General features: G+C 60.6%; 16 protein-coding genes. 5 read left to right on the forward strand and 11 right to left on the reverse strand.

What is annotated here, in order from left to right:
- Position 1 precedes the first annotated feature (1 nt).
- Both ACR0IV_RS19755 and ACR0IV_RS19760 read left to right on the forward strand, forming a co-directional pair.
- The gene (locus tag ACR0IV_RS19755) at positions 2–1,657 is read left to right on the forward strand and encodes an alpha-glucosidase (protein WP_480660516.1); all 1,656 of its coding nucleotides are present in this window, start codon (positions 2–4) and stop codon (positions 1,655–1,657) included.
- A 3-nt stretch (positions 1,658–1,660) separates the two neighbouring features.
- On the forward strand, positions 1,661–2,743 hold the full coding sequence (locus tag ACR0IV_RS19760) for an ABC transporter ATP-binding protein (protein WP_480660518.1): 1,083 nt from the start codon (positions 1,661–1,663) through the stop codon (positions 2,741–2,743).
- On the opposite strand, the gene ACR0IV_RS19765 is transcribed toward ACR0IV_RS19760, so the two are convergent.
- From ACR0IV_RS19765 to ACR0IV_RS19800, 8 genes are all read right to left on the reverse strand, one after another.
- Positions 2,740–3,861 (reverse strand): aminotransferase, encoded by a 1,122-nt coding sequence (locus ACR0IV_RS19765; RefSeq protein ID WP_480660520.1) that lies wholly within the window; start codon positions 3,859–3,861, stop codon positions 2,740–2,742. The genes ACR0IV_RS19760 and ACR0IV_RS19765 overlap by 4 nt on opposite strands.
- A gap of 68 nt (positions 3,862–3,929) precedes the next feature.
- Positions 3,930–5,207 (reverse strand): aspartate aminotransferase family protein, encoded by a 1,278-nt coding sequence (locus ACR0IV_RS19770; RefSeq protein ID WP_480660522.1) that lies wholly within the window; start codon positions 5,205–5,207, stop codon positions 3,930–3,932.
- Positions 5,208–5,210: 3 nt separating this feature from the next.
- Positions 5,211–6,314, reverse strand: a complete 1,104-nt coding sequence (locus ACR0IV_RS19775; protein ID WP_480660524.1) for a mandelate racemase/muconate lactonizing enzyme family protein — start codon at positions 6,312–6,314, stop codon at positions 5,211–5,213.
- Positions 6,315–6,423: 109 nt separating this feature from the next.
- Positions 6,424–7,539, reverse strand: a complete 1,116-nt coding sequence (locus ACR0IV_RS19780) for a mandelate racemase/muconate lactonizing enzyme family protein (protein WP_480660526.1) — start codon at positions 7,537–7,539, stop codon at positions 6,424–6,426.
- Entirely contained in the window at positions 7,536–8,642 is a 1,107-nt protein-coding gene (locus ACR0IV_RS19785) for a mandelate racemase/muconate lactonizing enzyme family protein (RefSeq protein ID WP_480660528.1), read from the reverse strand. Before ACR0IV_RS19785 ends, ACR0IV_RS19780 begins: the two co-directional genes overlap by 4 nt.
- Complete coding sequence (locus ACR0IV_RS19790; protein ID WP_480660530.1) at positions 8,639–9,217, reverse strand: dimethylsulfonioproprionate lyase family protein; 579 nt, start codon at positions 9,215–9,217, stop codon at positions 8,639–8,641. Before ACR0IV_RS19790 ends, ACR0IV_RS19785 begins: the two co-directional genes overlap by 4 nt.
- Positions 9,214–10,296 (reverse strand): alcohol dehydrogenase family protein, encoded by a 1,083-nt coding sequence (locus tag ACR0IV_RS19795; RefSeq protein ID WP_480660532.1) that lies wholly within the window; start codon positions 10,294–10,296, stop codon positions 9,214–9,216. The genes ACR0IV_RS19790 and ACR0IV_RS19795 overlap by 4 nt, the downstream gene beginning before the upstream one ends.
- Positions 10,293–12,746: an FAD-dependent oxidoreductase gene (locus ACR0IV_RS19800; protein ID WP_480660534.1), complete on the reverse strand. Its 2,454-nt coding sequence runs from the start codon at positions 12,744–12,746 to the stop codon at positions 10,293–10,295. Before ACR0IV_RS19800 ends, ACR0IV_RS19795 begins: the two co-directional genes overlap by 4 nt.
- 65 nt (positions 12,747–12,811) lie before the next feature.
- Here ACR0IV_RS19800 and ACR0IV_RS19805 point away from each other — a divergent pair, with 65 nt between their 5' ends.
- The 3 genes from ACR0IV_RS19805 to ACR0IV_RS19815 are packed head-to-tail and all read left to right on the forward strand — an operon-like array spanning position 12,812 to position 15,174.
- The gene (locus ACR0IV_RS19805) at positions 12,812–13,699 is read left to right on the forward strand and encodes a MurR/RpiR family transcriptional regulator (RefSeq protein ID WP_480660536.1); all 888 of its coding nucleotides are present in this window, start codon (positions 12,812–12,814) and stop codon (positions 13,697–13,699) included.
- Positions 13,696–14,784 (forward strand): aromatic ring-hydroxylating oxygenase subunit alpha, encoded by a 1,089-nt coding sequence (locus tag ACR0IV_RS19810; RefSeq protein ID WP_480660538.1) that lies wholly within the window; start codon positions 13,696–13,698, stop codon positions 14,782–14,784. The genes ACR0IV_RS19805 and ACR0IV_RS19810 overlap by 4 nt, the downstream gene beginning before the upstream one ends.
- 12 nt (positions 14,785–14,796) lie before the next feature.
- Entirely contained in the window at positions 14,797–15,174 is a 378-nt protein-coding gene (locus tag ACR0IV_RS19815) for a carboxymuconolactone decarboxylase family protein (protein WP_480470619.1), read from the forward strand.
- A 5-nt stretch (positions 15,175–15,179) separates the two neighbouring features.
- On the opposite strand, the gene ACR0IV_RS19820 is transcribed toward ACR0IV_RS19815, so the two are convergent.
- The 3 genes from ACR0IV_RS19820 to dld form a co-directional block, all read right to left on the reverse strand.
- Complete coding sequence (locus ACR0IV_RS19820) at positions 15,180–18,527, reverse strand: error-prone DNA polymerase (protein ID WP_480660540.1); 3,348 nt, start codon at positions 18,525–18,527, stop codon at positions 15,180–15,182.
- Positions 18,524–19,999, reverse strand: coding sequence for a Y-family DNA polymerase (locus ACR0IV_RS19825; protein ID WP_480660542.1), 1,476 nt, complete (start codon positions 19,997–19,999; stop codon positions 18,524–18,526). The genes ACR0IV_RS19820 and ACR0IV_RS19825 overlap by 4 nt, the downstream gene beginning before the upstream one ends.
- An 81-nt stretch (positions 20,000–20,080) precedes the next feature.
- Positions 20,081–21,763 (reverse strand): D-lactate dehydrogenase, encoded by a 1,683-nt coding sequence (gene dld / locus ACR0IV_RS19830; protein ID WP_480660544.1) that lies wholly within the window; start codon positions 21,761–21,763, stop codon positions 20,081–20,083.
- Between the last annotated feature and the right edge of the window lie 13 nt (positions 21,764–21,776).

Raw genomic sequence — 21,776 nt, forward strand, 5'->3', positions numbered from 1 at the left:
GATGAACGTGCAAAACAACGCGACAGCATTCGAAACAACCAAAGCGGCGTCGGAGTGGTGGCGGGGCGGTGTGATCTATCAGATCTATCCACGCAGCTTTCAGGACAGCAATGGCGACGGAATCGGCGACCTGAAAGGGATAACTCAGCGACTGGAATATATTGCTTGGCTTGGGGTTGATGCGATCTGGATTTCGCCGTTCTTCAAATCTCCGATGAAGGATTTTGGCTATGATGTCAGCGACTATCGCGACGTCGATCCAATGTTCGGCACCATGGCAGATTTCAAAGAGCTGCTGGATCAGGCCCATGCACACGGGCTGAAGGTGATGATCGACCTCGTGCTGTCCCATACCTCTGATCAGCACCCTTGGTTTAGTGAAAGCCGCACCAACCGCGAGAACCCGAAATCCGATTGGTATGTGTGGGCCGATCCCAAGTCTGACGGGACACCTCCGAATAATTGGCTGTCGATCTTTGGCGGCTCGGCGTGGCAGTGGGATGCGCGGCGTCTGCAGTATTACCTGCACAACTTCCTGACCTCGCAGCCGGATTTGAACTTTCATTGCAAGGACGTTCAGGATGCCCTGCTGGATGTGGCGCGTTTCTGGCTGGATATGGGCGTCGACGGATTCCGTCTGGACACCATTAATTTCTATTTCCACGACGCCCAGCTGCGTGACAATCCTGGCCTGCCGACGGATCAGCGCAACTCGTCAATTGCGCCGATGGTAAACCCCTACAACCATCAGGATCACCTCTACTCTAAAAGCCAGCCCGAGAACATCGCCTTCCTCGAACGGTTGCGTGCTCTGACCGACGAATATGAAGGCCGTGCCTGTCTGGGTGAGGTCGGCGATGCGCAACGCGGGCTTGAGATTATGGGCGAGTACACCAGCGGCGATAAACGGATGCATATGTGTTATGCTTTCGAGTTCCTTGAAAAGCGTGCGCTGACGGCAGCTTACACCAAGCAGGTTTTTGATCAGCTTGAGGATAAGGCGGGCGATGCGTGGCCCTGCTGGGCCTTCTCGAACCACGATGTGCAGCGCCATGCCTCGCGCTGGGGTCTGGATGATGCGGCCATCCGACAGCATGCGGTCCTGATGATGTGCCTGAAGGGTTCCGCCTGCCTGTACCAAGGCGAAGAACTGGGTCTGCCCGAGGCAGATGTAGCATTCGAGGATTTGCAGGACCCCTATGGCATTGAATTTTGGCCAGAATTCAAAGGCCGTGACGGTTGTCGGACGCCGATGGTTTGGGCTTCGCAGGATGAACAATCCGGGTTCAGCACAGGCCGACCGTGGTTACCGGTCAGCCGTGCACAAGCCGAGCGAGCAGTGGACCGGTTGGAGCAGGACCCAACTTCGATGCTGTACCACTACCGCCATACGATTGCTTTGCGTCATGCGCATTCAGCGTTGATGTTCGGAGCGCAAACAGGAATGGCGCAGACCGGATCGCTTCTGACCTTCATTCGCGAGGATGACGCCCAGCAGGTGTTTTGCGCTTTTAACATGGGAGCAGAACCCACTGAGGTGTCTCTGCCAAGCGGCGAATGGCATGTGATCGGGGAGGAGTTGGGCGGTGTTCACGGGGAAGGCACTGTGGTGCTGAACGCCGCTCAATTCTGTCTGCTGGCTCGGGAAAAGAGGTAAACCATGTCGGAACTCAAACTTACGGATGTGGCCAAGTCCTATGGCCCGGTCGATGTTTTGAAACATATCGATCTCGATATCGAACAGGGTGAGCTGGTCGTTTTTGTCGGCCCTTCGGGCTGTGGTAAATCCACGTTGCTGAGGATGATCGCGGGCCTTGAAAAGATCACGGGTGGCACGCTTGAGATCGAAGGGCAGGTGGTGAACGATGTGCCGCCCGCGCAGCGGGGCATCGCGATGGTGTTCCAGTCTTATGCGCTTTATCCGCATATGACGGTGCGGGAAAACATGGCCTTCGCGCTCAAGATCGCCAAGATGCCCGCTGCCGAAGTTGATGCTGCCGTGGATCGCGCCGCGCAGATTCTGCAGCTTGAACCGCTGCTGGATCGTCTGCCCAAGGCACTGTCCGGCGGGCAGCGCCAGCGTGTTGCAATAGGACGGGCCATCGTGCGCGACCCAAAGGTGTATTTGTTTGACGAGCCGCTCTCGAACCTGGACGCTGCCTTGCGCGTGGCCACGCGGATCGAGATCGCGCGCCTAAAAGAGGCGATGCCCGATAGCACGATGATCTACGTCACCCATGATCAGGTCGAGGCGATGACCCTGGCCAGCCGCATCGTGGTTTTGGCCAACAAGGGAATCGCTCAGGTTGGCACACCGCTCGAATTGTATGAGACGCCTGACAACGAGTTCGTCGCGCAATTCATCGGCTCACCCGCCATGAATCTGCTTCCGGGCACCATCACCGTGACCGGAGAGACGACGACTGTGGCACTGGATGATGGTGGCGTGGCGGTCTCTTCGATCCCGACTGATGCCGCTGATGAGGGCAAAACCGTCAATATCGGCGTCCGGCCTGAGGATTTGGTGATGACCGAGGAAGACGCGATCTATTCCGGCGTGGTGGACTTTACCGAAGCGCTGGGCGAGGTCACGTTGCTCTATTTCGCAGCACCCGAAGATCGGGATGCGGTGATTGCCAAGCTTCCTGGCATTCAGCGCAATCTGCGTGGGCAAAGCGTCTCGGTCACCGCTGCGCCCGAGAAAGTGCATCTGTTCCACAATGGTCAGTCGATGCGGCGCTAACCCAGTTTTGCTAGGAAATCGGAGACCTTCTCCAACCCGTCGCGAAGGATCGAGGGCGTATTGGCGTAACCGATCCGAACGCAGCCTTCTAATCCCAGCGCAGAGCCCGGCGTGAACATCACACCGGTGTCCTGCAGTAGTTTCACGCAGAATTCGCGTGAGGGTATGTCGAAATCATAGTGCAACAGCGCGGTCGTCCCGGCTTTGGGTTTGACCCAGCTGATCCGGGGCTCTTTCGCAACCCATTCCGCCAGCATGGCAAGGTTGCCGCGCGTGATGGCGTGACTGCGCGCCAGAACCTTGTCGTGGTGTTCCAGCGCGAGTGTCGCGAAATGGTCGTCGATCATACCGACCGAGATCGTATCGTAATCCCGATGGATCGATACCGCCTCGATCAATTCTGGTGCGGCGGCGATCCAGCCCAGCCGCAGCCCCGCCAGTGAGAATGCCTTGGACATGCCCGCAGTCGAAATTCCTTTCTCGTAGAGATCCGCAACTGCGTCGGTCATGCCAGAGCCTTCTTGCCCGGTGCCGCGATAAACCTCGTCACACAGCAGCCAGGCCCCGGCAGCGCGCGCGATCTCGACAATCTCAAGCAGGAAAGCGCGATCCATCACCGCGCCGGTCGGATTGTTGGGGTTGTTGATGGCGATCAGCTTGGTGTCTTGGGTCACTGTGGCGCGCAGCTCTTCCAGATCGGGCAGATAGGCGTTCTCGGCCCGCAGATGGACTTGCGTCACCTCCGCACCGATGCTGGCCGGGATCGAGTAATGCTGCTGGTAGGTGGGCACAACGGCCACCACCTTGTCGCCACGCTCGACCAGAGCTTTGTGGACCAGCATGTTGGCCCCAATCGTACCATGGGTGACGATGATATTCTCGCGCGCCTGTCGCTCATACAGGCCACAAATCGCATCGCGCAGCCGATCCGAACCCCGTATCGCGCCATAGGTCATCTTCATCCCCAGCAGCTCGGACAGATCATCCGAGTTTCGGCCGGCAAGCTGCAACAGCTCTGCGATGCTCAGGCTTTCGACACAGGTCTCCGCAAGATTATAGGCGCATCTGGTTTCCCATTCGTCCATCCAGATTTCGACGCCAAAGGGTTCGATCTTCATCGTACTATCCTGCCTGACTGAGCCTTGGCGCATCGTTCCCACGGCGAAGGCGCGAGGTCAACCAGAGCCTAGTCTGATTGGATCGCCGCGACCGCCGCCTGCACGGCTGCTTCTGTCAGGTCCAGATCAGCCTGCGTCACAGCGAGCGAGGGGTATAGTTTCCCCGGTGACTTAAACACACCTTTCTCGCGCAGGACCGCATTGTAACGCGCATTCCGCCCGGGATCGTCATGGGCAGCGCTGCGGTAATCGCGACAGGTTTGTTCGGTGAAGTAGATGTCAAACAGCGTCTCGTCGCCACAAATCCGATGCGGGATTCCGGCTTTGGTCAAAGCGTCGGATTGCATCGCCTGCAGCTTGCGTCCGATGTCGCGCAAGCGGTCATAAGCACCCTCACGCGCTAGAATTTCCATCGTTTTCAGCCCCGCTGCTGCGGCGACCGGGTTGCCTGAAAGCGTGCCCAGCTGCATCAGCCATTTATCGGCGCCGACCTTGTCCTTGTCGAAATGCTGCATGATCTCGGCGCTGGCCCCCAGGGCGGCCAGTGGGAAGCCGCCGCCGATGATCTTGCCCAGCGTGCAGATATCAGGCGTCACGCCATAATGCTCCTGTGCGCCGCCATAGGCGAGGCGGAATCCGGTGACGATCTCGTCAAAGATCAGCAAGACACCGTGCGTGTCGCACAGATCGCGCAGCCCCTGCAGATAGCCCGGCTCGGGCGGGATGATCCGCTGCAATGGCTCGACCATGATCGCGGCCACGTCACCGTGTTCCGCCAGCAGAGCGGCCACGGCCTCGAGGTCATTGTAAGGCGCAATCAGCATCTGGTCAGCAACGCCTTGCGGGATACCGGCGCTATCTGGCACGGCTTGGGGGAAGTTGACCCGTTTCGCTGGCGCGAGGCTCATCTGCGCTTCGGCGCTCATGCCGTGATATCCGCCTTCGAATTTCAGGATCTTGTCCTTGCCTGTATAGGCGCGCGCGAGCCGGATCGCGTACATATCCGCCTCACCCCCCGAAGCGACAAAGCGGACCTGTTCACAACACGGCACCGCGTTCACGATGGCCTCGGCCAGCTCTACGCCTTTGCTGTTGTTGGCAAAGAAGGTCATGCCCTTGGGTAGCTGTTCCAGTACGGCCTCCATCACCTCGGGATGGCCGTGCCCCAGCAGCATCGGGCCGGAGCCGATCAGATAGTCGACATATTCCCTGCCGTCCTCATCCCAGACCCGGCTGCCTTCGCCGCGTGCGATGATGATGCCGGGGTCGAAATTGCCAAACCCTGCGGCAGGCAGAACCTGTTCGGCGCGGGCGATCCATTCGGATTGTGTATGCGTTTTCAACATGTGTCAGGCCATTTCCAAAATCGGAGTTCCAAGGAGTTCCGGGTCAGGCGTCACACCCAGCCCCGGGCCGTCAGGCGGCGCGATCCGACCATCCGCCCGTTCTGGCGCATCAGGGCAGAGGCGCGGCGAAACATAAGAGGATAGATCGCAGGTATTCATCAACGAACCATGTGGTGTGGAGGCAGCAAAATGCAACGAAGCGGCGGTCACGATATCGGAACCCCACGTGCATTCGGCACAGATCTCGGCCCCCAGATGAACGGTTAGGTCACGCGCGCGGCGCATCGACGACAGGCCGCCGAATTTCGACAGTTTAAGCGCAACTGCGTCCATGCAGCCCAGTTCCGACGCCCGCAGCAGTGAGGCTAGATCGTACGCGTTTTCGTCGATTTTCATCGGCAGGCCGGTGGCCTGACGGACGGCGGCGCAGTCCTCAAGCGTTTTGCAGGGCTGTTCCAGCATGATGTCCAGATGCGCCACGGCGCGCCCGGTACGGGTGGCTTGCAGGCGCGAGGCTCCGCAGTTCCAGTCGCCATAGACCAGCGGGCCGGGACCCACGGCCTCTCGTACCTTGATTAGCCGTTCGGCGTCGGCCTGCCAGTCGCCCTCGACTCCCAGCTTGACCTGAAACTGTCGAATTCCGGTCTGATAAGCAGTTTGGGCGATCCGGACCATCTCATCCGACGCGACGCAGGTGATTGAATGATACAGGGGCATGTCCTTGCGCGTCCGCCCGCCCAGAAGCGCATAGACAGGTTGCCCCGTGGCTTTCCCAAACAAATCCCACAAGGCGATGTCGACGATCGATTTGGCGTGGGCATGACCCAGCAGGAAGCCATCCAGTTTCCGCATAGGGGCATCCGGGCCAAAGGGAGACATGCCGAGGATTTCAGGCCCCATCTCGGCCACTGCACTGGGCACACCTTTGGCAAAGGCAGGCAGGTAATGCGGTATCGGACAGACCTCGCCCCAGCCTTTCAGGCCGGTATCTGTTTCAAGACACAGTACATGGGTTTCGACGGTAGCGCAGGTTTTGCCGTCGGCCATGTAGTAGGTTTCGTGGCTGGTCAGGTCGATGGACCAGAGGGATATCTTGGTGATCTTCATTCAACCCATCCTTTGGGCTTGAGTGTGGCGTGGTCAGAGGGGCCAGCCCCTCTCTTGGCCTGTGGCCAATTCACACCCCGGGATATTTTGCGCCAGATGAAGGGGCGGATCATCGCGGGGCCTCGTAGGTTGCGATTGGAGGGCCGAGGGCGTCTTCGTCCGGGTGTACGCCGAGACCGGGGACCTCGGGCAAGTGAAGGTGGCCGTTGATATTGCGCGGCCCGCGACCGCCTGCGATGTCGACGGTAATCATGTCCTGACAGGCCCAGACTGCGTGGCAGTTCGCGTCAGGTATGGTCGCGGCCAGATGCAGGGCTTCGGCATCGGCCAATACTGTGCCGCCTGTAGCCATGACGAACATATCGATCCCGTGTGCCAGCGCGACGTCTCGCATCCGGGTGGCTTTGGTCAGCCCCCCGACGCGGTTGAGCTTGATGCCGAAGATCTCTGCGATGCCATCGCGCGCGATGCGGGTTGCGTCCTGCAGGGTGACAAGGCTTTCATCCACTGAAACCGGCGAGGCGTGTTTGCCGGAAATCGCCGCGATATCGTCCAGCGTTTCGCAGGGCTGTTCGATCATCACGTTGAGGTCTTCGACCGCGCTCATCACCCGCAAGGCTTGCTGCCGGGTCCAGCCGCGGTTGACGTCATACAGGATGATGTCCTCGGGATTGCGCAGGTTTTCGACGTCGCGGATACGGGCGATGTCACGGGCCACATCGCCGCCGATCTTGACCGAATGGGCGATATAACCGCGTTGGCGATAGCGATCGATCACGGCGCGGGTTTCTTCAATCGTTTTGGCCCCCACCGACGAGGCGATGGGGCGAGGGGTGCGAGGGCCTCCGCCCAGCAGATCGGCAATCGGCAAACCAGAAGCCTGACCAGCAATGTCCCAGCATGCCATATCAATCGGGCTTTTGGCATAGAGATGCCCGGGTAGCGCCAGATCCATCGCGCGTTCGACATCCAGTACCCGGCGCGGATCAAGGCCCAGAATGAACCGAGACATAGTTTCGATACCGGCACGAATGCCAGGGCCGTGGGCCGGAACATAAGTGTGCCCCCAGGGTGTGCCTTCACCCCATCCGATCAGCCCGGCATCGGTTTCGATTTTCACCAGCGTTGCATCGAGTGTTTCGAACTTCAGCCGCCCAGCGGACAACCAATAGGGATGCTCCAACGGAAGATCGACCTGATACACGGAAATGGATGTAATCTTCATAAGCCGTACTCTGCTACTGGCGCGCCGAGGCTTTCTAAGTCAGGAACGACACCCATGCCGGGCGTATCGGGCGCAAACAGTTTCCCATTCCGTGCCACCGCGCCACCGATCCCGGTCGAGCGCGTGTTATAGTTCATCAGATCCGTGGTGTTCTGCAGATACTCAGGCGGAGTCGAAGCCGCGAAATGCGCCACGGCGGCGGTTGCGATCTCACCGCCCCACGTGTCTTCGCTGACCACGGGGATGCGGTTTTCGATCAGGTAATCGCGCACGCGCCGCGCCTTGCTGAGCCCGCCGAGATTCGAGATTTTCAGGCAGCAGATTTCAGCCCCGCGATCCGCAACGACCCGCTGGGCCATATGCATACCCGTCAGACATTCATCCAGCTTCATCGGCTGTTCGGCGACGCGGCGCACCTGCTGGCATTCCTCGTAGGTCCGGCAAGGCTGTTCAAGGATGAAATCCAGATCACTGGTCGCCCGCGCCACGCGGATCGCATTGTCGACCCGCCACCCTTGATTGGCATCCGCCATCGCCTTTTCTCCGGCGTTTAACAACGGCACTGTCGCGCGTATCCGGTCGATATCAGTTGCCCAATCGCCGCCGACCTTGATCTGGAACTGGCGATAACCCTGATCGCGATAGGCGTTCATCTCGGCGATGGTTTCATCCGCCGCTTTCTGTGGTGCGACCCGATACATCGGTGCACCGTCCGTTAGCTTGCCGCCCAACAGCATCCAGATCGGCTGATCGCAAGCCTGTCCGAGGATATCCCAGCAGGCCGCATCGAACGGGGCCTTGGCATAGCCGTGACCTTGGATAAGATGATCCATCAATTGCTCGATCCGTCCGACCTGTCGTGGATCCTCGCCCAGCAGCTTGGGCGCGACCAGCTTGGCCAGCGCCGGCACACCTTCGGAGTGGGCAATCATATAGTTCTCACCGCAAGGCGTGAACTCACCACAGCCTTGCAGTCCCGCATCGGTGTCGATGACCACGACCGAGGCTATGGCCGTTTCAATCGCATTTCCCGCGCCCCAAACGTACGCGCCGCCTACATAAGGCAGCCCGGTCTGATAGATGCGGATGCGCGTGATCTTCATGATGCATCCATTTGCGGCAGGGCATTCAGACCCGCGCCGCGCCACAGCACGAAGGTCAGGATGGGCTGATCGCCGGTGGTCATCGCATGGCTTTGCCAGCTTTGGTGCAGGCGAGTCTGGCCGGGGCCGACAAAAGCCTCGTCACCTTCGACCCGGAATTGCGCGCCGCCGGCGAGGGTCACGTATAGTTCCTCGGCCTGATGGCTGTGCCAGTCATAGTTCAGGCCTGCGCCCCAATATGCGACATAGCCCCGCAATTGGGTCGAGTGGAAATGCCCGGTCGGCCCGAACAACTCATAATACCCATAGCGCGCGAGGAAGTCCGCACCGACCTCCTCCTCGGTATAGGTCACTTTCCAGTTTGCCAGTTCAGCTGTCGCTGCAATGGCTTCGACCATACAGTGTGTTGCCTCGGACCCAGCAAGGTCGAAGCTACGAACAAGCTGAGTTGCCGGAATCGGCGAGGGTGTCGTTTCCGTTGATGCCAGATCTGTGGGCCAATCGGCAAACCCTGCCAGATCAGGGTGCGATTGATGTAACAGCCGGGCTGCTTCCAGAACATCATGCATCGTCATGGGATCACCACGATATTTCCGGTGTGTTTCTTGGCGATAAAGGCAGCCTGAGCCGCGTGCAATTCGCTCAGCGGATAAGTCGCGGCGAGCGCAGGTTTCACTTCGCCAGCCTCAATGTATCGAACGAGGTTTTGCATTACCTCCGGGTCAATCACGGTCGAGCCGGTAAAGGTCAGATCGCGCAAATAGAAAGTACGCAGATCGAACTCGACCATCGGGCCAGCGATCGCGCCCGAGCAGGTATAGCGCCCGCCGCGCTCCAAAACGTCGATCAGCTTTGGCCAGTACGGCCCACCGACCACATCGGCAACGACGGTGATCTTTTCCTGCCCAAGCGCGGCACGCAGGTTTTCCGGGGCGCGCGGCAAGATGCGATCAGGTCCAAGCTGCGCGACTTCGGCATGCTTGGCTTCTGACGCCAGGGCGATCACCCGCGCGCCGCGTCGCTTTGCCAACTGGACCAATGCGCCTCCGACGCCGCCCGATGCGCCAGGCACCAGAACTGTGTCGTTCTCCGAGACATTTGCGCGGGTCAGCATCCCTTCGGCGGTGGAATATGAGCACGAGAATGTCGCCAGTTCCGCATCTGACAGAGGGGATTGGATCGCAATGGCATTCTGTGTGGGGATTGTCGTGTATTGCGCAAACCCGCCATCCCGTTCGGAACCAAAATAGCCGGTCTTGTCCTTGTTCGTTGGCTCTGCCGGATCGCGCAGCCAGCAATCGGTGATCACTCGCTCGCCGATCCTGAGTGGGTCCGCACCTTCGCCAACGGCGACGATCTGGCCGCACACATCTGCGCCTTGAATGCGCGGAAAAACCAGAGGCGCGCCGCCCCAGGTCGGGTCCTCCTCGCCGACTTCTTCAAATGCGCCGCCAGTCGTGGCGTCGCTCACGGTTTTCGAATACCAGCCAGAGCGCGTATTCACGTCGGTATTGTTCAGCCCGCAGGCTCCGACCCGGATCAATACTTCGCCCGAGGCAGGGATCGGGCACGGCCAGTCTTCGTGCCAGGCCATCTGATCCAGATCGCCGTGGCCCATGGTGACCATGGCCTGCATTGTGGTGGGATGCGTCATTGGGCGGCCTCGAGCGCGGCGTCCGTGCGGGGGAGCAGGCTTTGCGGGTCATAAGCGGGCTCAGACAAAACCAGCGCGGCGCGGGGTGTGCCATGGATGATGACCTCAAGCTGGGTGCCTGCAGCGGCGGCTTCGGGCTTGATATAAGCGAAGGCCAGGATTTTGCCGACTGTGTGGCCATACGCTACGGACGCGGTCGAGCCAACAACACGCCCGTCCAGCAACACGGCCTCACCACCATGTCCGTCGATCTCACCATCCGGTTCGATCTCAAGATAGGTACAGATCCACGGCAAATCTGTGTTCAGGGTCTTATCCTTGCCGAGATAGTCTTTGTCGGTTTTCGCAAAGCGCAGCACATCGGCTTCGGCCAAAGTGACTTCGTTGGTCAGTTCTCCGGCCCCTTTGAAGCCTTTCTCCATCCGCATCACATTCATCGCAAAGCTGCCGTAGTCGGCGATTCCATGCGCTTCGCCAGCGGCCCAGAGCGCGTTGTAGACGTCCAGACAGGCGGTGTTGGGCATGTGCAGTTCCCAGCCAAGTTCACCTGCATAGGACATCCGGAAAGCCCAGACATCATGACCCGCGATCCTGATTTGCTGGGCAGATAGCCAGCGGAACCCGGCATTGCTGAGGTCGGCATCAGTGCAGGCGCTCAGGACGTCACGCGACTTTGGCCCGTTCAAAGACAGAGCCGACCAATCTACTGACAGTGCGGCGATCACGACGTCTTCTGCATCGCGCTGCTGTGCCAGATGATCCAGCAGGCGTTGTTCGAAAAACGCGGCACATACGAGGTAATAGCGATCCTGCGCCATGCGCACGATGGTCGTCTCCAATTCGATCCGTCCCCGGTGGTTCAGCATGTGGGTCAGGGTGATCGAGCCATCTTTCTGCGGCATCCGGTTCGCGGTCAGCCGATCCAGCAGGGCGTAGGCATCAGGGCCTGAAACCTCGACCTTGGTGAAGGCGGTGACGTCCATGATGCCGACCCGTTCGCGCACGGCTTTGACTTCTTGCGCGACCATGTCGTCCGCAGCAGTCCGGCGGAAGGAATAGTGATCCTGTTGCGCGACCCCATCCCGTGCAAACCAGCGCGGGCGCTCAAAGCCATAGACCTCTTCATGCACCGCACCCTTTGATTTCAGCAGCTCATGAAGGGGTGACGGTTTGATCGGACGGCCTGCCAGGCGATTGAAATGCGGGAAGGGGATTTCGTGGCGCAGGCAATAGTCTTCCTCAGCCTTGATCACCTGCCAGTCTTTCGTGGCGTAGCTGCCAAAGCGGCGGGGATCATACTCGCGCATCGAGATGTCGGCGGCTCCGTGCACCATCCAGCGTGCCAGCTCGCGCGTTAGGCCCGGCCCCCAGCCGATCCCGATCTGAGTGCCGCAGCAGCACCAGTAATTCCGCACGCCCGGCGCAGGCCCGATCAGCGGGTTGCCATCGGGCGGATGGCTGATCGCACCATGCACCTCGCGCTGAATGCCCAGTTCGGCAAAGATCGGCATCCGGTTCAGGCTTTCCTCAAGCCATTGCATTACCCGGTCGTAATCGGCATCGAACAGCCAGTTCTCGTAGTCCCACGGGCAGTGATCATGCCAGACCGAGTTTGGGTTCTCTTTCTCGTAGATCCCGATCAGCCCGCGCTTTTGCTCCATCCGGATATAGCCCGAGACCTTCTTGTCATCGCGGATCACTGGCAGTTCTTTGTCCAGAGCTTCAAACTCGGGCACTGGTTCGGTCACGAAGTAATGGTGCGTCATCGACGTCATCGGCAGCTGCAGCCCCGACCATTCGCCCATCTGCCGCGCATAAGTGCCGCCCGCGTTGACCACGTGTTCGCAGGTGATCGTGCCCTTGGGCGTCTCGACCACCCATTCACCGTTCTCGGCCTGCGTGATGTTGGTCGCCTGACAGTGCCGGATGATCCGAACGCCCTTCTGACGCGCACCTGCGGCCATCGCCATGGTCACGTTGGTCGGGTCCACATGGCCGTCATCGGGCGTGTGCAGCGCGCCCAACACACCATCCAAATTGTAGAACGGATGCAGCTCGGCAATCCGATCCGGGCCAACCAGTTCGATGTTGAAACCCAGGGAACGACCCACAGACAGAGTATGGCGCAGCCAGTCCATCTCGTCTTCGGTATAGGCCAGCCGGAACGAGCCACATCCATGCCATGTCACGGCCTGACCGGTCTCGGCCTCCAAGGCCCCGGAGTACAGCCCGATATTGTAATCGACGCATTTGCCTAAGCCGAAGCTAGAGGTCGAATGGGTGATCTGCCCCGCCGCATGCCAGGTGCTGCCGCTGGTCAGTTCGGCCTTTTCCAGCAGCACAGTGTCTGTGCCCCAGCCCTCGTGCCCAAGATGGTAGGCAAGGCCCACCCCCATCACTCCGCCACCCACGATAACCACGCGTGCGTGGGTCGGGAAATCAGATGCCATCGGATCAATCCTCTGAGTCGATTTTGTCTCGACATCGTAAGCAAACAAAAGTACCATCGTCAATCATGAATGGGACAAATGTATCAAATACGATTCTTGAGCGGTTGGCGGACGAACTGTCCGAGCTGACACCAGAAGCGCGCAAGGCCGCCACTTATGTGCTGGAAAACCCGCGCGATGTGGGGGTTTCGACGGTGCGGGAAATCGCCGAGGCCGCGAATGTGAAGCCCAACACCATCGTCCGCATGGCGCGGCAGGTCGGGTTCGATGGCTACGAGGATTTCCGCGTGCCCTTCCGCGAGGCGATCCGGCGCGGGCAGGCTGATTTCCCGGATCGCGCCCGCTGGCTGCAGGATATTCGCAAGTCCGGCAATATGGGCGGGTTATATGCGGATATGGTTCAGGACGCCCTGCGCAATGTCGAGGAGACCTTTGCCAATATCTCGTCCGAACAGTTGAAAGCCGCCGCCGAAGACATCTGGAATTCGCGCAATGTGTTCGTGCTGGGCGTGGGCGTAAACAACTCGAATGCGCGGAACTTTGTCTATCTGGCGTCGACCGGGATGGTGCAGTTCCACGCAATCCCGCGCCCCGGATCGAATCCGATCGACGATCTGGCGTGGGCCGATGAACGCGACGTTCTGATCGCCATGACCTGCAAGCCTTATCGCAACGAGGTGGTCGAGGCGGTTCATGTCGCAAAGGAACAGGGCCTGAAGGTCGTGGGCCTGTCCGACAGTCCCGCCAGCCCAATTCTACGCAGCGCCGACCATGGCTTTGTCATCTCGGCGGATACGCCACAGTTCTTCCCGTCCTCGGTCAGTACGGTTGCCTTGCTGGAAACGCTGCTGTCTTTCGTGATCGCCGTTGCCAGCGACGAGATCGTCGAGCGGGTCGAAACCTTTCATAAACGTCGCCATCAGCTTGGCCTTTATCACTCGGAGGACACGTGACAGCACCCATCCAATCTCTTGCAGCCCGGTATTATACTGATCCCGCCATATTTCGGTTGGAAACGGAAGGGTTGCTCGCGCGTACCTGGCAGTTTGGTTGCCATGCATCCGAACTGGCCGAGCCGGGCGCTTACGTGGCCTTCGAGGTTGCCGGGCAGGACCTGTTTGCCATTCGCGGGCGCGACTCGAAGGTCCGCGTGTTCTACAATGTCTGTCAGCACCGCGCGCATCAGCTGGTCGAGGGCACAGGCACCACGCGCGTTGTGGTCTGCCCCTATCACGCCTGGACCTATGAGTTGACCGGAGAGTTGCGGGCCGGGCCGAACCTCAAGGCGGTTGAAGGGTTCGACAAATCGACCGTGTGCCTGAATGAGGTACGCGCCGAAGAGTTTCTGGGCTTTGTTTTCGTAAACCTCGACCCCAACGCAGCATCTATGGATGAATGGTTCCCCGAGGCCCGCGCCGAGCTTGAGGAATGGGTACCCAACTGGGCCGATCTGAAGCCTCTGGAATGGGTCGAGATTCCGGAGCTGTGCAACTGGAAAGTCTCGGTCGAGAATTACTCGGAATGCTACCACTGTTCGCTCAACCATCCGACCTTTGCGAACGGAGTGGTCCGGCCGGAAACATATGACATTCAGCCTCAGGGCATGTGCCTACGCCATACGACCGAATGCCAAAGCCTTGAGAACATGACCTATGATATTCAGTCGGGCTTTGCGCATTTCGATGAATATTCCAGCTGGTTCCTCTGGCCGATGTTCTCGTTTCAGGTCTATCCGGGGAATGTGCTGAACACCTATCACTGGCGCGCCGTGGATGCCGATCACGTGGTGGTCTGGCGTGGCTGGTATTCGGTGGGCGGCGTGGATGATCCCAAGATACGGCAACTGGCCGCGCAGGATCGGGCCACCACGGTGGAAGAAGATATCCGGCTGGTCGAATCCGTGCAGCGCGGTCTGCATTCGCGCGGATATCGTCCAGGCCCTCTGGTCGTCGATCCCAAAGGGGGTGTAAATTCGGAACACCCGGTTATGCATCTGCAGAAGTGGATGCGCGAAGCCGTTGACGGGCAGCCTCAGTAAAAGGACCAAGTGATGAGCACATTTGACGAAGACCTGTTTCTGAAAGGTCTGGAACAGCGCAAGGCGACGCTGGGCGCGGAATATGTCGAGAAGAATCTGGCCGCGGCCGACGATTTCACCCGCCCGTTTCAGGAGGCGATGACTGCCTGGTGCTGGGGCTTTGGCTGGGGTGACGATGTGATCGATGCTAAGACGCGGTCCATGATGAACCTGTCGATGATCGGCGCGCTGGGCAAAATGCATGAATGGGAAATCCATTGCCGGGGCGCGATCAACAACGGCGTCACGACCGAGGAAATCCGCGCCATCATCCATGTCATCGGCATCTATTGCGGCGTGCCACAGGCACTGGAATGCTTCCGCGTGGCCCGTAAGGTGATCGAGGGCTAAGCGCCTTAGTGAAAATCCCGGCTCGGGAACAGCCGTTTGGCCTGTTCACGGGGATGGCGGGCGCTTGGGCCGTTCTGCCGGGGGCGCGGGGTGTCATCCGCTTGCGGTTGGGTGATTCCGATAGCCTCGTCCAGAGGATGCCCAAGCTCGGACAGTTTGTGCGACATATCGGTGATCTCTTGCGCGATCAGATGCACGACGATCCCCTCGCGCTGCAGATACCCGCGGACCTGCAACAGGCGCCCTCCCATCACGATGCGGCGAAAGCGTTCATAGACCTTGGGCCAGACAACCACATTGCTGACGCCGGTTTCATCTTCAAGCGTCAGAAAGATCACGCCCGAGGCGGTTCCCGGCCGCTGGCGCGTGATCACCAGCCCGCAGACGCTGTAACGGCCCAGCGGGATGTCCTGCAGCGTGGCATGCGGCACAAGGCCGGGCAGGGACGGGCGCAACAGCTCCATCGGGTGCGAGCGCAGGGTTAGGCGGGTCGAGACGTAGTCTTCGACCACTTCCTCGCCCAGATGCATCACCGGCAGGTTGACCTGTGGCTCATTGATGTTCTCACCATCAATTGGGTCATTGAACAGCGGCAGGGCGGTTCGGCTGCGGATGGCTTTGACATGCCACAGGGCGTCGCGCCGGGTCAGGTCCATGCCGGAGAACGCATCCGCCTCGGCCAGACGGGTCAGAACATCCGGGCGCAGCCCTGCGCGCAGCCACAGCGTTTCGGGGTCCGGGTATCCATTGCCGCGCGCGGCCACGATCCAATCCGCGTCCTCCTGCTTGAACCCCTTGATCTGGCGAAAGCCCAGCCGCAGGGCCAGCGCCCCATCGGCGCGGCGTTCCAGTAGGTTATCCCAGGTCGAGGCATTGACGCAGACCGGGCGGATCTCGACCCCATGCTCGCGCGCGTCCCGCACGATCTGGGCAGGCGCATAAAACCCCATGGGCTGCGAGTTCAGCAGCGCGCAGGCAAAGATCGCCGGGTGGTGGCATTTCATCCAGGCCGAGACATAGGCCAGCATGGCAAAAGCCGCCGCATGGCTTTCGGGAAAGCCGTAATCGGCAAAGCCTTCGATCTGGCCAAAGCAGCGGTCGGCGACCTCGGGCGTATAGCCATTGTTCAGCATCCCCGCGATGAACTTGTCACGATAAGTGCCAATGGTCCCCATACGCCGGAACGAGGCCAGCGAGCGGCGCAGGTGGTCGGCCTCTTCCGCCGAAAACCCAGCGCCTACCACGGCGATTTGCAGGGCCTGTTCCTGAAACAGCGGCACGCCCAGCGTGCGTCGTGTAACCTCTTCCAAAGCGGGGCCGAAAGGTTCGGGTTTTTCCAGCCCGTTGCGCCGCCGGATATAGGGCTGCACCATATCGCCCTGAATGGGGCCGGGGCGGACGATGGCGACCTCGATCACCAGATCGTAGAACTCGCGCGGCCTCATCCGGGGCAGGAAATTCATCTGTGCCCGGCTTTCGACCTGAAACACGCCCACCGCATCGGCGGCGCACAGCATGTCATAGGTCGCCGTATCCTCTTGCGGGACGGTGGCGATGCTGAGGGTTTCGCTGTTGTGTTGCTGCATCAGGTCAAACGCCTTGCGGATGCAACTGAGCATCCCCAGCCCCAATATATCCACCTTCAGAATGCCAAGCGCATCGATGTCGTCCTTATCCCACTCGATCACGGTGCGGTCTTCCATCGCGGCGTTTTCGATCGGGCAGAGCTCATCCAGCCGCCCTTTGGTGATGACGAACCCGCCCACATGCTGCGACAGGTGGCGCGGGAAACCGATGATCTCGCCAATCAGGCGGACGGTTTGCATCAGGCGCCGGTCCTTGAGGTCGAGGCCCAGTTCCTGCAGCCTCTCGGCATCAACGCCGCCATTGCTCATCCCCCAGATCTGGCCGGACAGGCCTGCGGTGACGTCCTGAGACAGACCCATTACCTTGCCCACCTCGCGGATCGCCGCGCGGGATCGGAAATGGATGACCGTGGCACAGAGGCCCGCGCGGTGGCGGCCATATTTCTCGTAAATCCACTGGATCACCTCTTCGCGCCGCTCGTGTTCGAAATCCACGTCGATATCCGGCGGCTCGCCCCGGTATTTCGAGACAAAACGCTCGAACACCATGGCGATCATGTCGGGGCTGACATCGGTGATGCCCAGCAGGTAACATAGGATCGAATTGGCGGCTGAGCCGCGCCCCTGACACAGAATGCCTTGCGAACGGGCGAATTGCACAATGTCATGCACGGTCAGGAAGTAGGCCGGGAAATCCAGATCGGCAACGAGCGCCAGCTCTTTCTGCATCAATTGCAGCGCACGCTCGGGTGGGCCACCCGGATAGCGCCGTTTCAGCCCCTCACGCGCCAGACGTTCCAGCCGCGCCTGCGGGGTCTCGGTGCTGGCGATCTCGTCGGGGTATTCGTAAGACAGCTCACTTAAGTCAAAGCTGCAGCGGTCGGCGATTTCCAGCGTGCGGCGCAGTGCGCCGGGGTGATCCTGAAACAGCCGGGCCATATCCGCGTAGCCTTTCAGCCGCCGCTCGGCATTGGGCAGGGCGCGGGTGCCGATCTGGTCAATCGTGATGTGTTCGCGCATGCAGGTCAGCACATCGGCCAGTTGGCGGCGGTTGCCACGGTGCATCAGCACATCGCCTACCGCCACCATGGGGGCCGAGGCCCGCAGCGCCGCCTGCGCACAGGCCGCCAGATAGGCCCGGTCGCTGCCGTCATAACGCGGTACGGCCCCCAGAAAGACCGCGTTGGGGAACTGCCGCCGGACGGTCTGAATGTCGGGGATGGCCTGTTTCAACCCTGCCTGAGGCAGCGCGATCAGGATCATCCCCTGACAGGCCGCCAGCATGTCTTTCAAATCCAGATGACAGTCGCCTTTCTCGGCCCGTCGCTTGCCCAGCGTCAGCAGCCGGGTCAGCCGCTGATAGGCGGCGCGGTCGCGGGGCAGGGCCAGCCAGTGCACCGCGCTGTCGCGCAGAACCAGACGGCAGCCAACGATCAGCTTGGGCAGGGCGGGCACATCCGGTTTGTCGATCGGCTGCACATGCCCGACCTCTTGCCGGGATGAGGAATCGAGCCGGTGTTGCGAGCGGATTTGAACCGCGCCTTCTGCCTCGCGCCGCAGCTCTTTCAACGCGCTCCAGCCCCGGACCACCCCGGCCAGTGAGTTCCGGTCAGTGATCGCGATGGCTTTCAAGCCCAGCTCTGCCGCGCGGGTCACCAGCTCTTCTGGGTGTGAGGCTCCGGTCAGGAAGGTGAAATTGGTGGTCACGCCCAGTTCGGCATAGCCGGGGTCCTGCGCGTGTGAGCTGGGCGGGTTCGGTTTGGTCATGCGAATTCCCCATGCACGAACCATCCCGGATTTTGCGGTGTGTGATACAGCCACAATCGCCGCCCCTGCCGGGTTTCAACCTGCCAATAATCGCGCAAGCCCGTGCGCCAGTTCTCATCCTCCAGCCACCATTCAGGGCAGATGCGTTCGGGCCCGGTTGAGCGGCTTGTGGTCAGCGACATGCGTCGCCAGCGAAAGCGGCGTGGCGGGTGCGGGCCCGATCCGGCGATGGGTTCCGGTGGAAACAGCTGTAGGGGCCGGGGGCGCAGGGCGCACCACCCGCCTGCGGGATCGGAATAGGCGGCAGGCGAGATGGTGAAGCTGCGTTCGGGGATGTGGCTTTGCGCGGGCAGCAGGCGGTGGATCTGCTCTAGCCCGATCCGGGTGCCGATGCGGGTGATCAGGTCGTCCAGTTGGTCTTTGTTCCGGCTTGCAGCGCGGCTGATCTGGCGCACGGGCAGGGGCTCCACCTGCGTGGCCTCCAGCCGGAACTGATCGACCCCGAAACCCGCATCCACCTCGGCCAATCCACGTTCGAACAGGGGCAGGATGCGATGGGGATCGCGCAGGGGGCGGGCCAGGCGCAGTTCGACCTGCTGGTGATCCTGATCCACCCGGCGCAAGGTCATGCACAGCTTGCGCGCGCCCATCTCCTGCGCTTTCAGCTTGTCGCAGAGCCGGTCCAGCAGCCGTTCCGCCCCGGCCATCATGTCAGACAGCAGCCCAACGGGCTCGGGCAGGGTCATGCGCACGCCGTAATGGGGTGAATCAGCCAGCGGGGTGATCTGTTCGGGCTGATGCCCCAGAGCCTGATCCAGCCGCATCAGAACCTCGGGGCCAAAGCGGCGTGTCAGCGGCGCGCGCGGGGTTTGCGCCAGCTCGCCAATCCGGCGCAGGCCCAGCCGTTGCAGCGCGACCGAGGTATTCTCATCCAGCCGCAGCGCTGCCACTGGCAGGGCGCGGAGGGCTTTCAGCGTATCCTCGCCCGCCACCCCCTCGCCATAATGGGCCAGGGCCCAGGCCGCGCCGCGTGTCGGGGCCAGACCGATCTGCACCGCCAGCCCGGCCCGGGCTAGACGCCTGCGCATATCGGTCAGCATCATCTCTTCCCCGCCCGCAAGATGCGCGGATCCGGTAATGTCCAGAACCAGCCCGTCTTCGCCTTCCAACCCGACCCAGGGGCAATAGCGCGTGGCCCAGCGGCGCAGGGTGTGCAGAAACCGCTGATCCCCCTGTGGGTCAGCGGGTTGGCTTTGCAGATCGGGGCAAAAGGCGCGGGCATCGGAATAGGGCATGCCGCGATCCAGCCCCTGCCGTTGGGCCTGCACATTCAGGCAATATACCCGGTTTGCATTGTTCTGTTTCAGCGTCAGAACAAATGGCCCCTCGACCGGACGCAGGCGTAGAGCCCGGTCGCTTGCCAGCCGGGGAAACCACAGTGAAACGATACGCCGTCGGGTGCCATCGAGCATGTCGGAAACCAAATGTTCTGTATTTGTTCTTTTTAGGTTTCCTTGGATGCAGAGTCGAGTCTTTCGTGGCCAAAAAGCCCGTCAGCTATAGTGCTTGTTGCGCGACATTTTCCCGATGCCGGGGTTCATGCTGTTGGTCGGGTCGACCGATTTGTAGAACGCCGCCAGATCCGGCTTGGCCGCATATAGGTGTCCCACATTGTGTTCGGCCGGGTACTCGGCCCCGCGCTGATCCAGAATCTCCAGCATCGCAGATTTCAGCGCCTTCGGATCGGCCCCCTTCTTCACGATGTAATCCTGATGCAGAACGTGGCACATGAAATGCCCGTAATAGAGCTTGCTGACCAGTTGATCCGCCAGCTCGGGGGGCAATTCCTCGAACCAGTTCACATCATTGCGGCGCAGGGCGATGTCCAGCGCGATAATGTCCTCGACCTCATGCGCGTGCACGTTCATGTAACGGATCGCGGCCCCGGCAGCGGCAAAGCGGTGCAGGCCGGCAATCTTAGCCTCGCGCGGGTCGCATTCGAAGAAATCCAGTTGGTTGTCGCCCACCATATCGCGCAGCAATGCGCGGGCTTCATCAATGCCGCCGTCGCGCATTTTCAGGATCAAATGATGGGGATAGCGTTCGCGGTACGCGCGCATTCGCTTGGGCAGGATATCCGGCCAGAACCGCATCGTGAACTGCATGAAACGGTCGGTGAAGTTCGACAGGCCCGGAATACCCTCTAACCGGGCATCCACCGCACCTTTCAGCGCAAAGAAAGTGGGCAAACGGTCGGTACCCAGTTTGTCGATCATCACCATGGTGTCCTTGCCGTAGCGATCCGAGATGTCAAAAACCTCTTCATGCATATACTCGGCGCTGACCGGCAGGGTCTTGAAGCCTGACAAGATGCGGCGGCGCAATTCGGTCAGAGCGCTGGTGTCCTCGGCGCCGATATAGAAGGTGCGCTCGCTGTCATTCTTTGGATAGGTGTCCAGCCGGACAGCAAAAACAGCCAGTTTTCCGGCACATCCAGCAGCCTCATACAGACGGGATTTGTCAGCATTGAACCGGGCCGGCGTGTCTGCATCCACGTTACGCACCCGGCGGGCATAGTCGGTGTCGGAAGCCTTGCGATTGTCAGTCTCGATATCTGTTGTGCTGAAATAGCCGTTTTGCAGTCGGGTCAGGATTTCTTCGGGCGTGTCACCTAAGTTCATACCCAGGTGGTTGACCAACTCCAGCTCACCATCCCGCGTGATGCGGGCGTGCAGAGACAGCTCGGTATAGGAGGGGCCGCGTTCGACCAGCGAACCACCCGAGTTGTTACACACCCCGCCCACGACCGAAGCACCGATGCAAGACGATCCGATCACTGAATGCGGCTGCCGCCCGATCGGGTCCAGCAGCTTCTCCAGTGCAAACAAGGTGCTGCCCGGAAAGCTGATAACCTGCTTGCCATCATTGATCAGATGCAGGTCGTCAATCCGCCGCGTGTTGATCAAAACCACATCGCGATCATAGCTGCCTTTGGGGGTAGAGCCTTCGGTCAAGCCAGTATTGGCCGCTTGCATGATGACGATCTTGTCGGCTGCGACACAGGCCTGCAGCACCTGCCATTGCTCCAGCAGCGTAGCGGGCTGAGCCACCGCCAGCGCATCACCTTCACCCGACCTGAACCCTCGGCGAAAGCGACGGGTGCTGCGGGCCGAGGTCAACACATGCCGCCGCCCGCAAATGGCCTGAAGACGCTTGATCAGATCGGCTTCGGTCATCCCACAGCCCTCC

This window comes from Ruegeria sp. C2, assembly GCF_056537765.1.

What these genes read in the sequence shown, in the direction of transcription:
- ACR0IV_RS19755 (WP_480660516.1), top strand. Translation starts at nt 2, where the DNA reads ATGAACGTGCAAAACAACGCGACAGCATTCGAAACAACCAAAGCGGCG.
- ACR0IV_RS19760 (WP_480660518.1), top strand. Translation starts at nt 1,661, where the DNA reads ATGTCGGAACTCAAACTTACGGATGTGGCCAAGTCCTATGGCCCGGTC.
- ACR0IV_RS19765 (WP_480660520.1), bottom strand. Translation starts at nt 3,861, where the DNA reads ATGAAGATCGAACCCTTTGGCGTCGAAATCTGGATGGACGAATGGGAA.
- ACR0IV_RS19770 (WP_480660522.1), bottom strand. Translation starts at nt 5,207, where the DNA reads ATGTTGAAAACGCATACACAATCCGAATGGATCGCCCGCGCCGAACAG.
- ACR0IV_RS19775 (WP_480660524.1), bottom strand. Translation starts at nt 6,314, where the DNA reads ATGAAGATCACCAAGATATCCCTCTGGTCCATCGACCTGACCAGCCAC.
- ACR0IV_RS19780 (WP_480660526.1), bottom strand. Translation starts at nt 7,539, where the DNA reads ATGAAGATTACATCCATTTCCGTGTATCAGGTCGATCTTCCGTTGGAG.
- ACR0IV_RS19785 (WP_480660528.1), bottom strand. Translation starts at nt 8,642, where the DNA reads ATGAAGATCACGCGCATCCGCATCTATCAGACCGGGCTGCCTTATGTA.
- ACR0IV_RS19790 (WP_480660530.1), bottom strand. Translation starts at nt 9,217, where the DNA reads ATGACGATGCATGATGTTCTGGAAGCAGCCCGGCTGTTACATCAATCG.
- ACR0IV_RS19795 (WP_480660532.1), bottom strand. Translation starts at nt 10,296, where the DNA reads ATGACGCATCCCACCACAATGCAGGCCATGGTCACCATGGGCCACGGC.
- ACR0IV_RS19800 (WP_480660534.1), bottom strand. Translation starts at nt 12,746, where the DNA reads ATGGCATCTGATTTCCCGACCCACGCACGCGTGGTTATCGTGGGTGGC.
- ACR0IV_RS19805 (WP_480660536.1), top strand. Translation starts at nt 12,812, where the DNA reads ATGAATGGGACAAATGTATCAAATACGATTCTTGAGCGGTTGGCGGAC.
- ACR0IV_RS19815 (WP_480470619.1), top strand. Translation starts at nt 14,797, where the DNA reads ATGAGCACATTTGACGAAGACCTGTTTCTGAAAGGTCTGGAACAGCGC.
- ACR0IV_RS19820 (WP_480660540.1), bottom strand. Translation starts at nt 18,527, where the DNA reads ATGACCAAACCGAACCCGCCCAGCTCACACGCGCAGGACCCCGGCTAT.
- ACR0IV_RS19825 (WP_480660542.1), bottom strand. Translation starts at nt 19,999, where the DNA reads ATGCTCGATGGCACCCGACGGCGTATCGTTTCACTGTGGTTTCCCCGG.
- dld (WP_480660544.1), bottom strand. Translation starts at nt 21,763, where the DNA reads ATGACCGAAGCCGATCTGATCAAGCGTCTTCAGGCCATTTGCGGGCGG.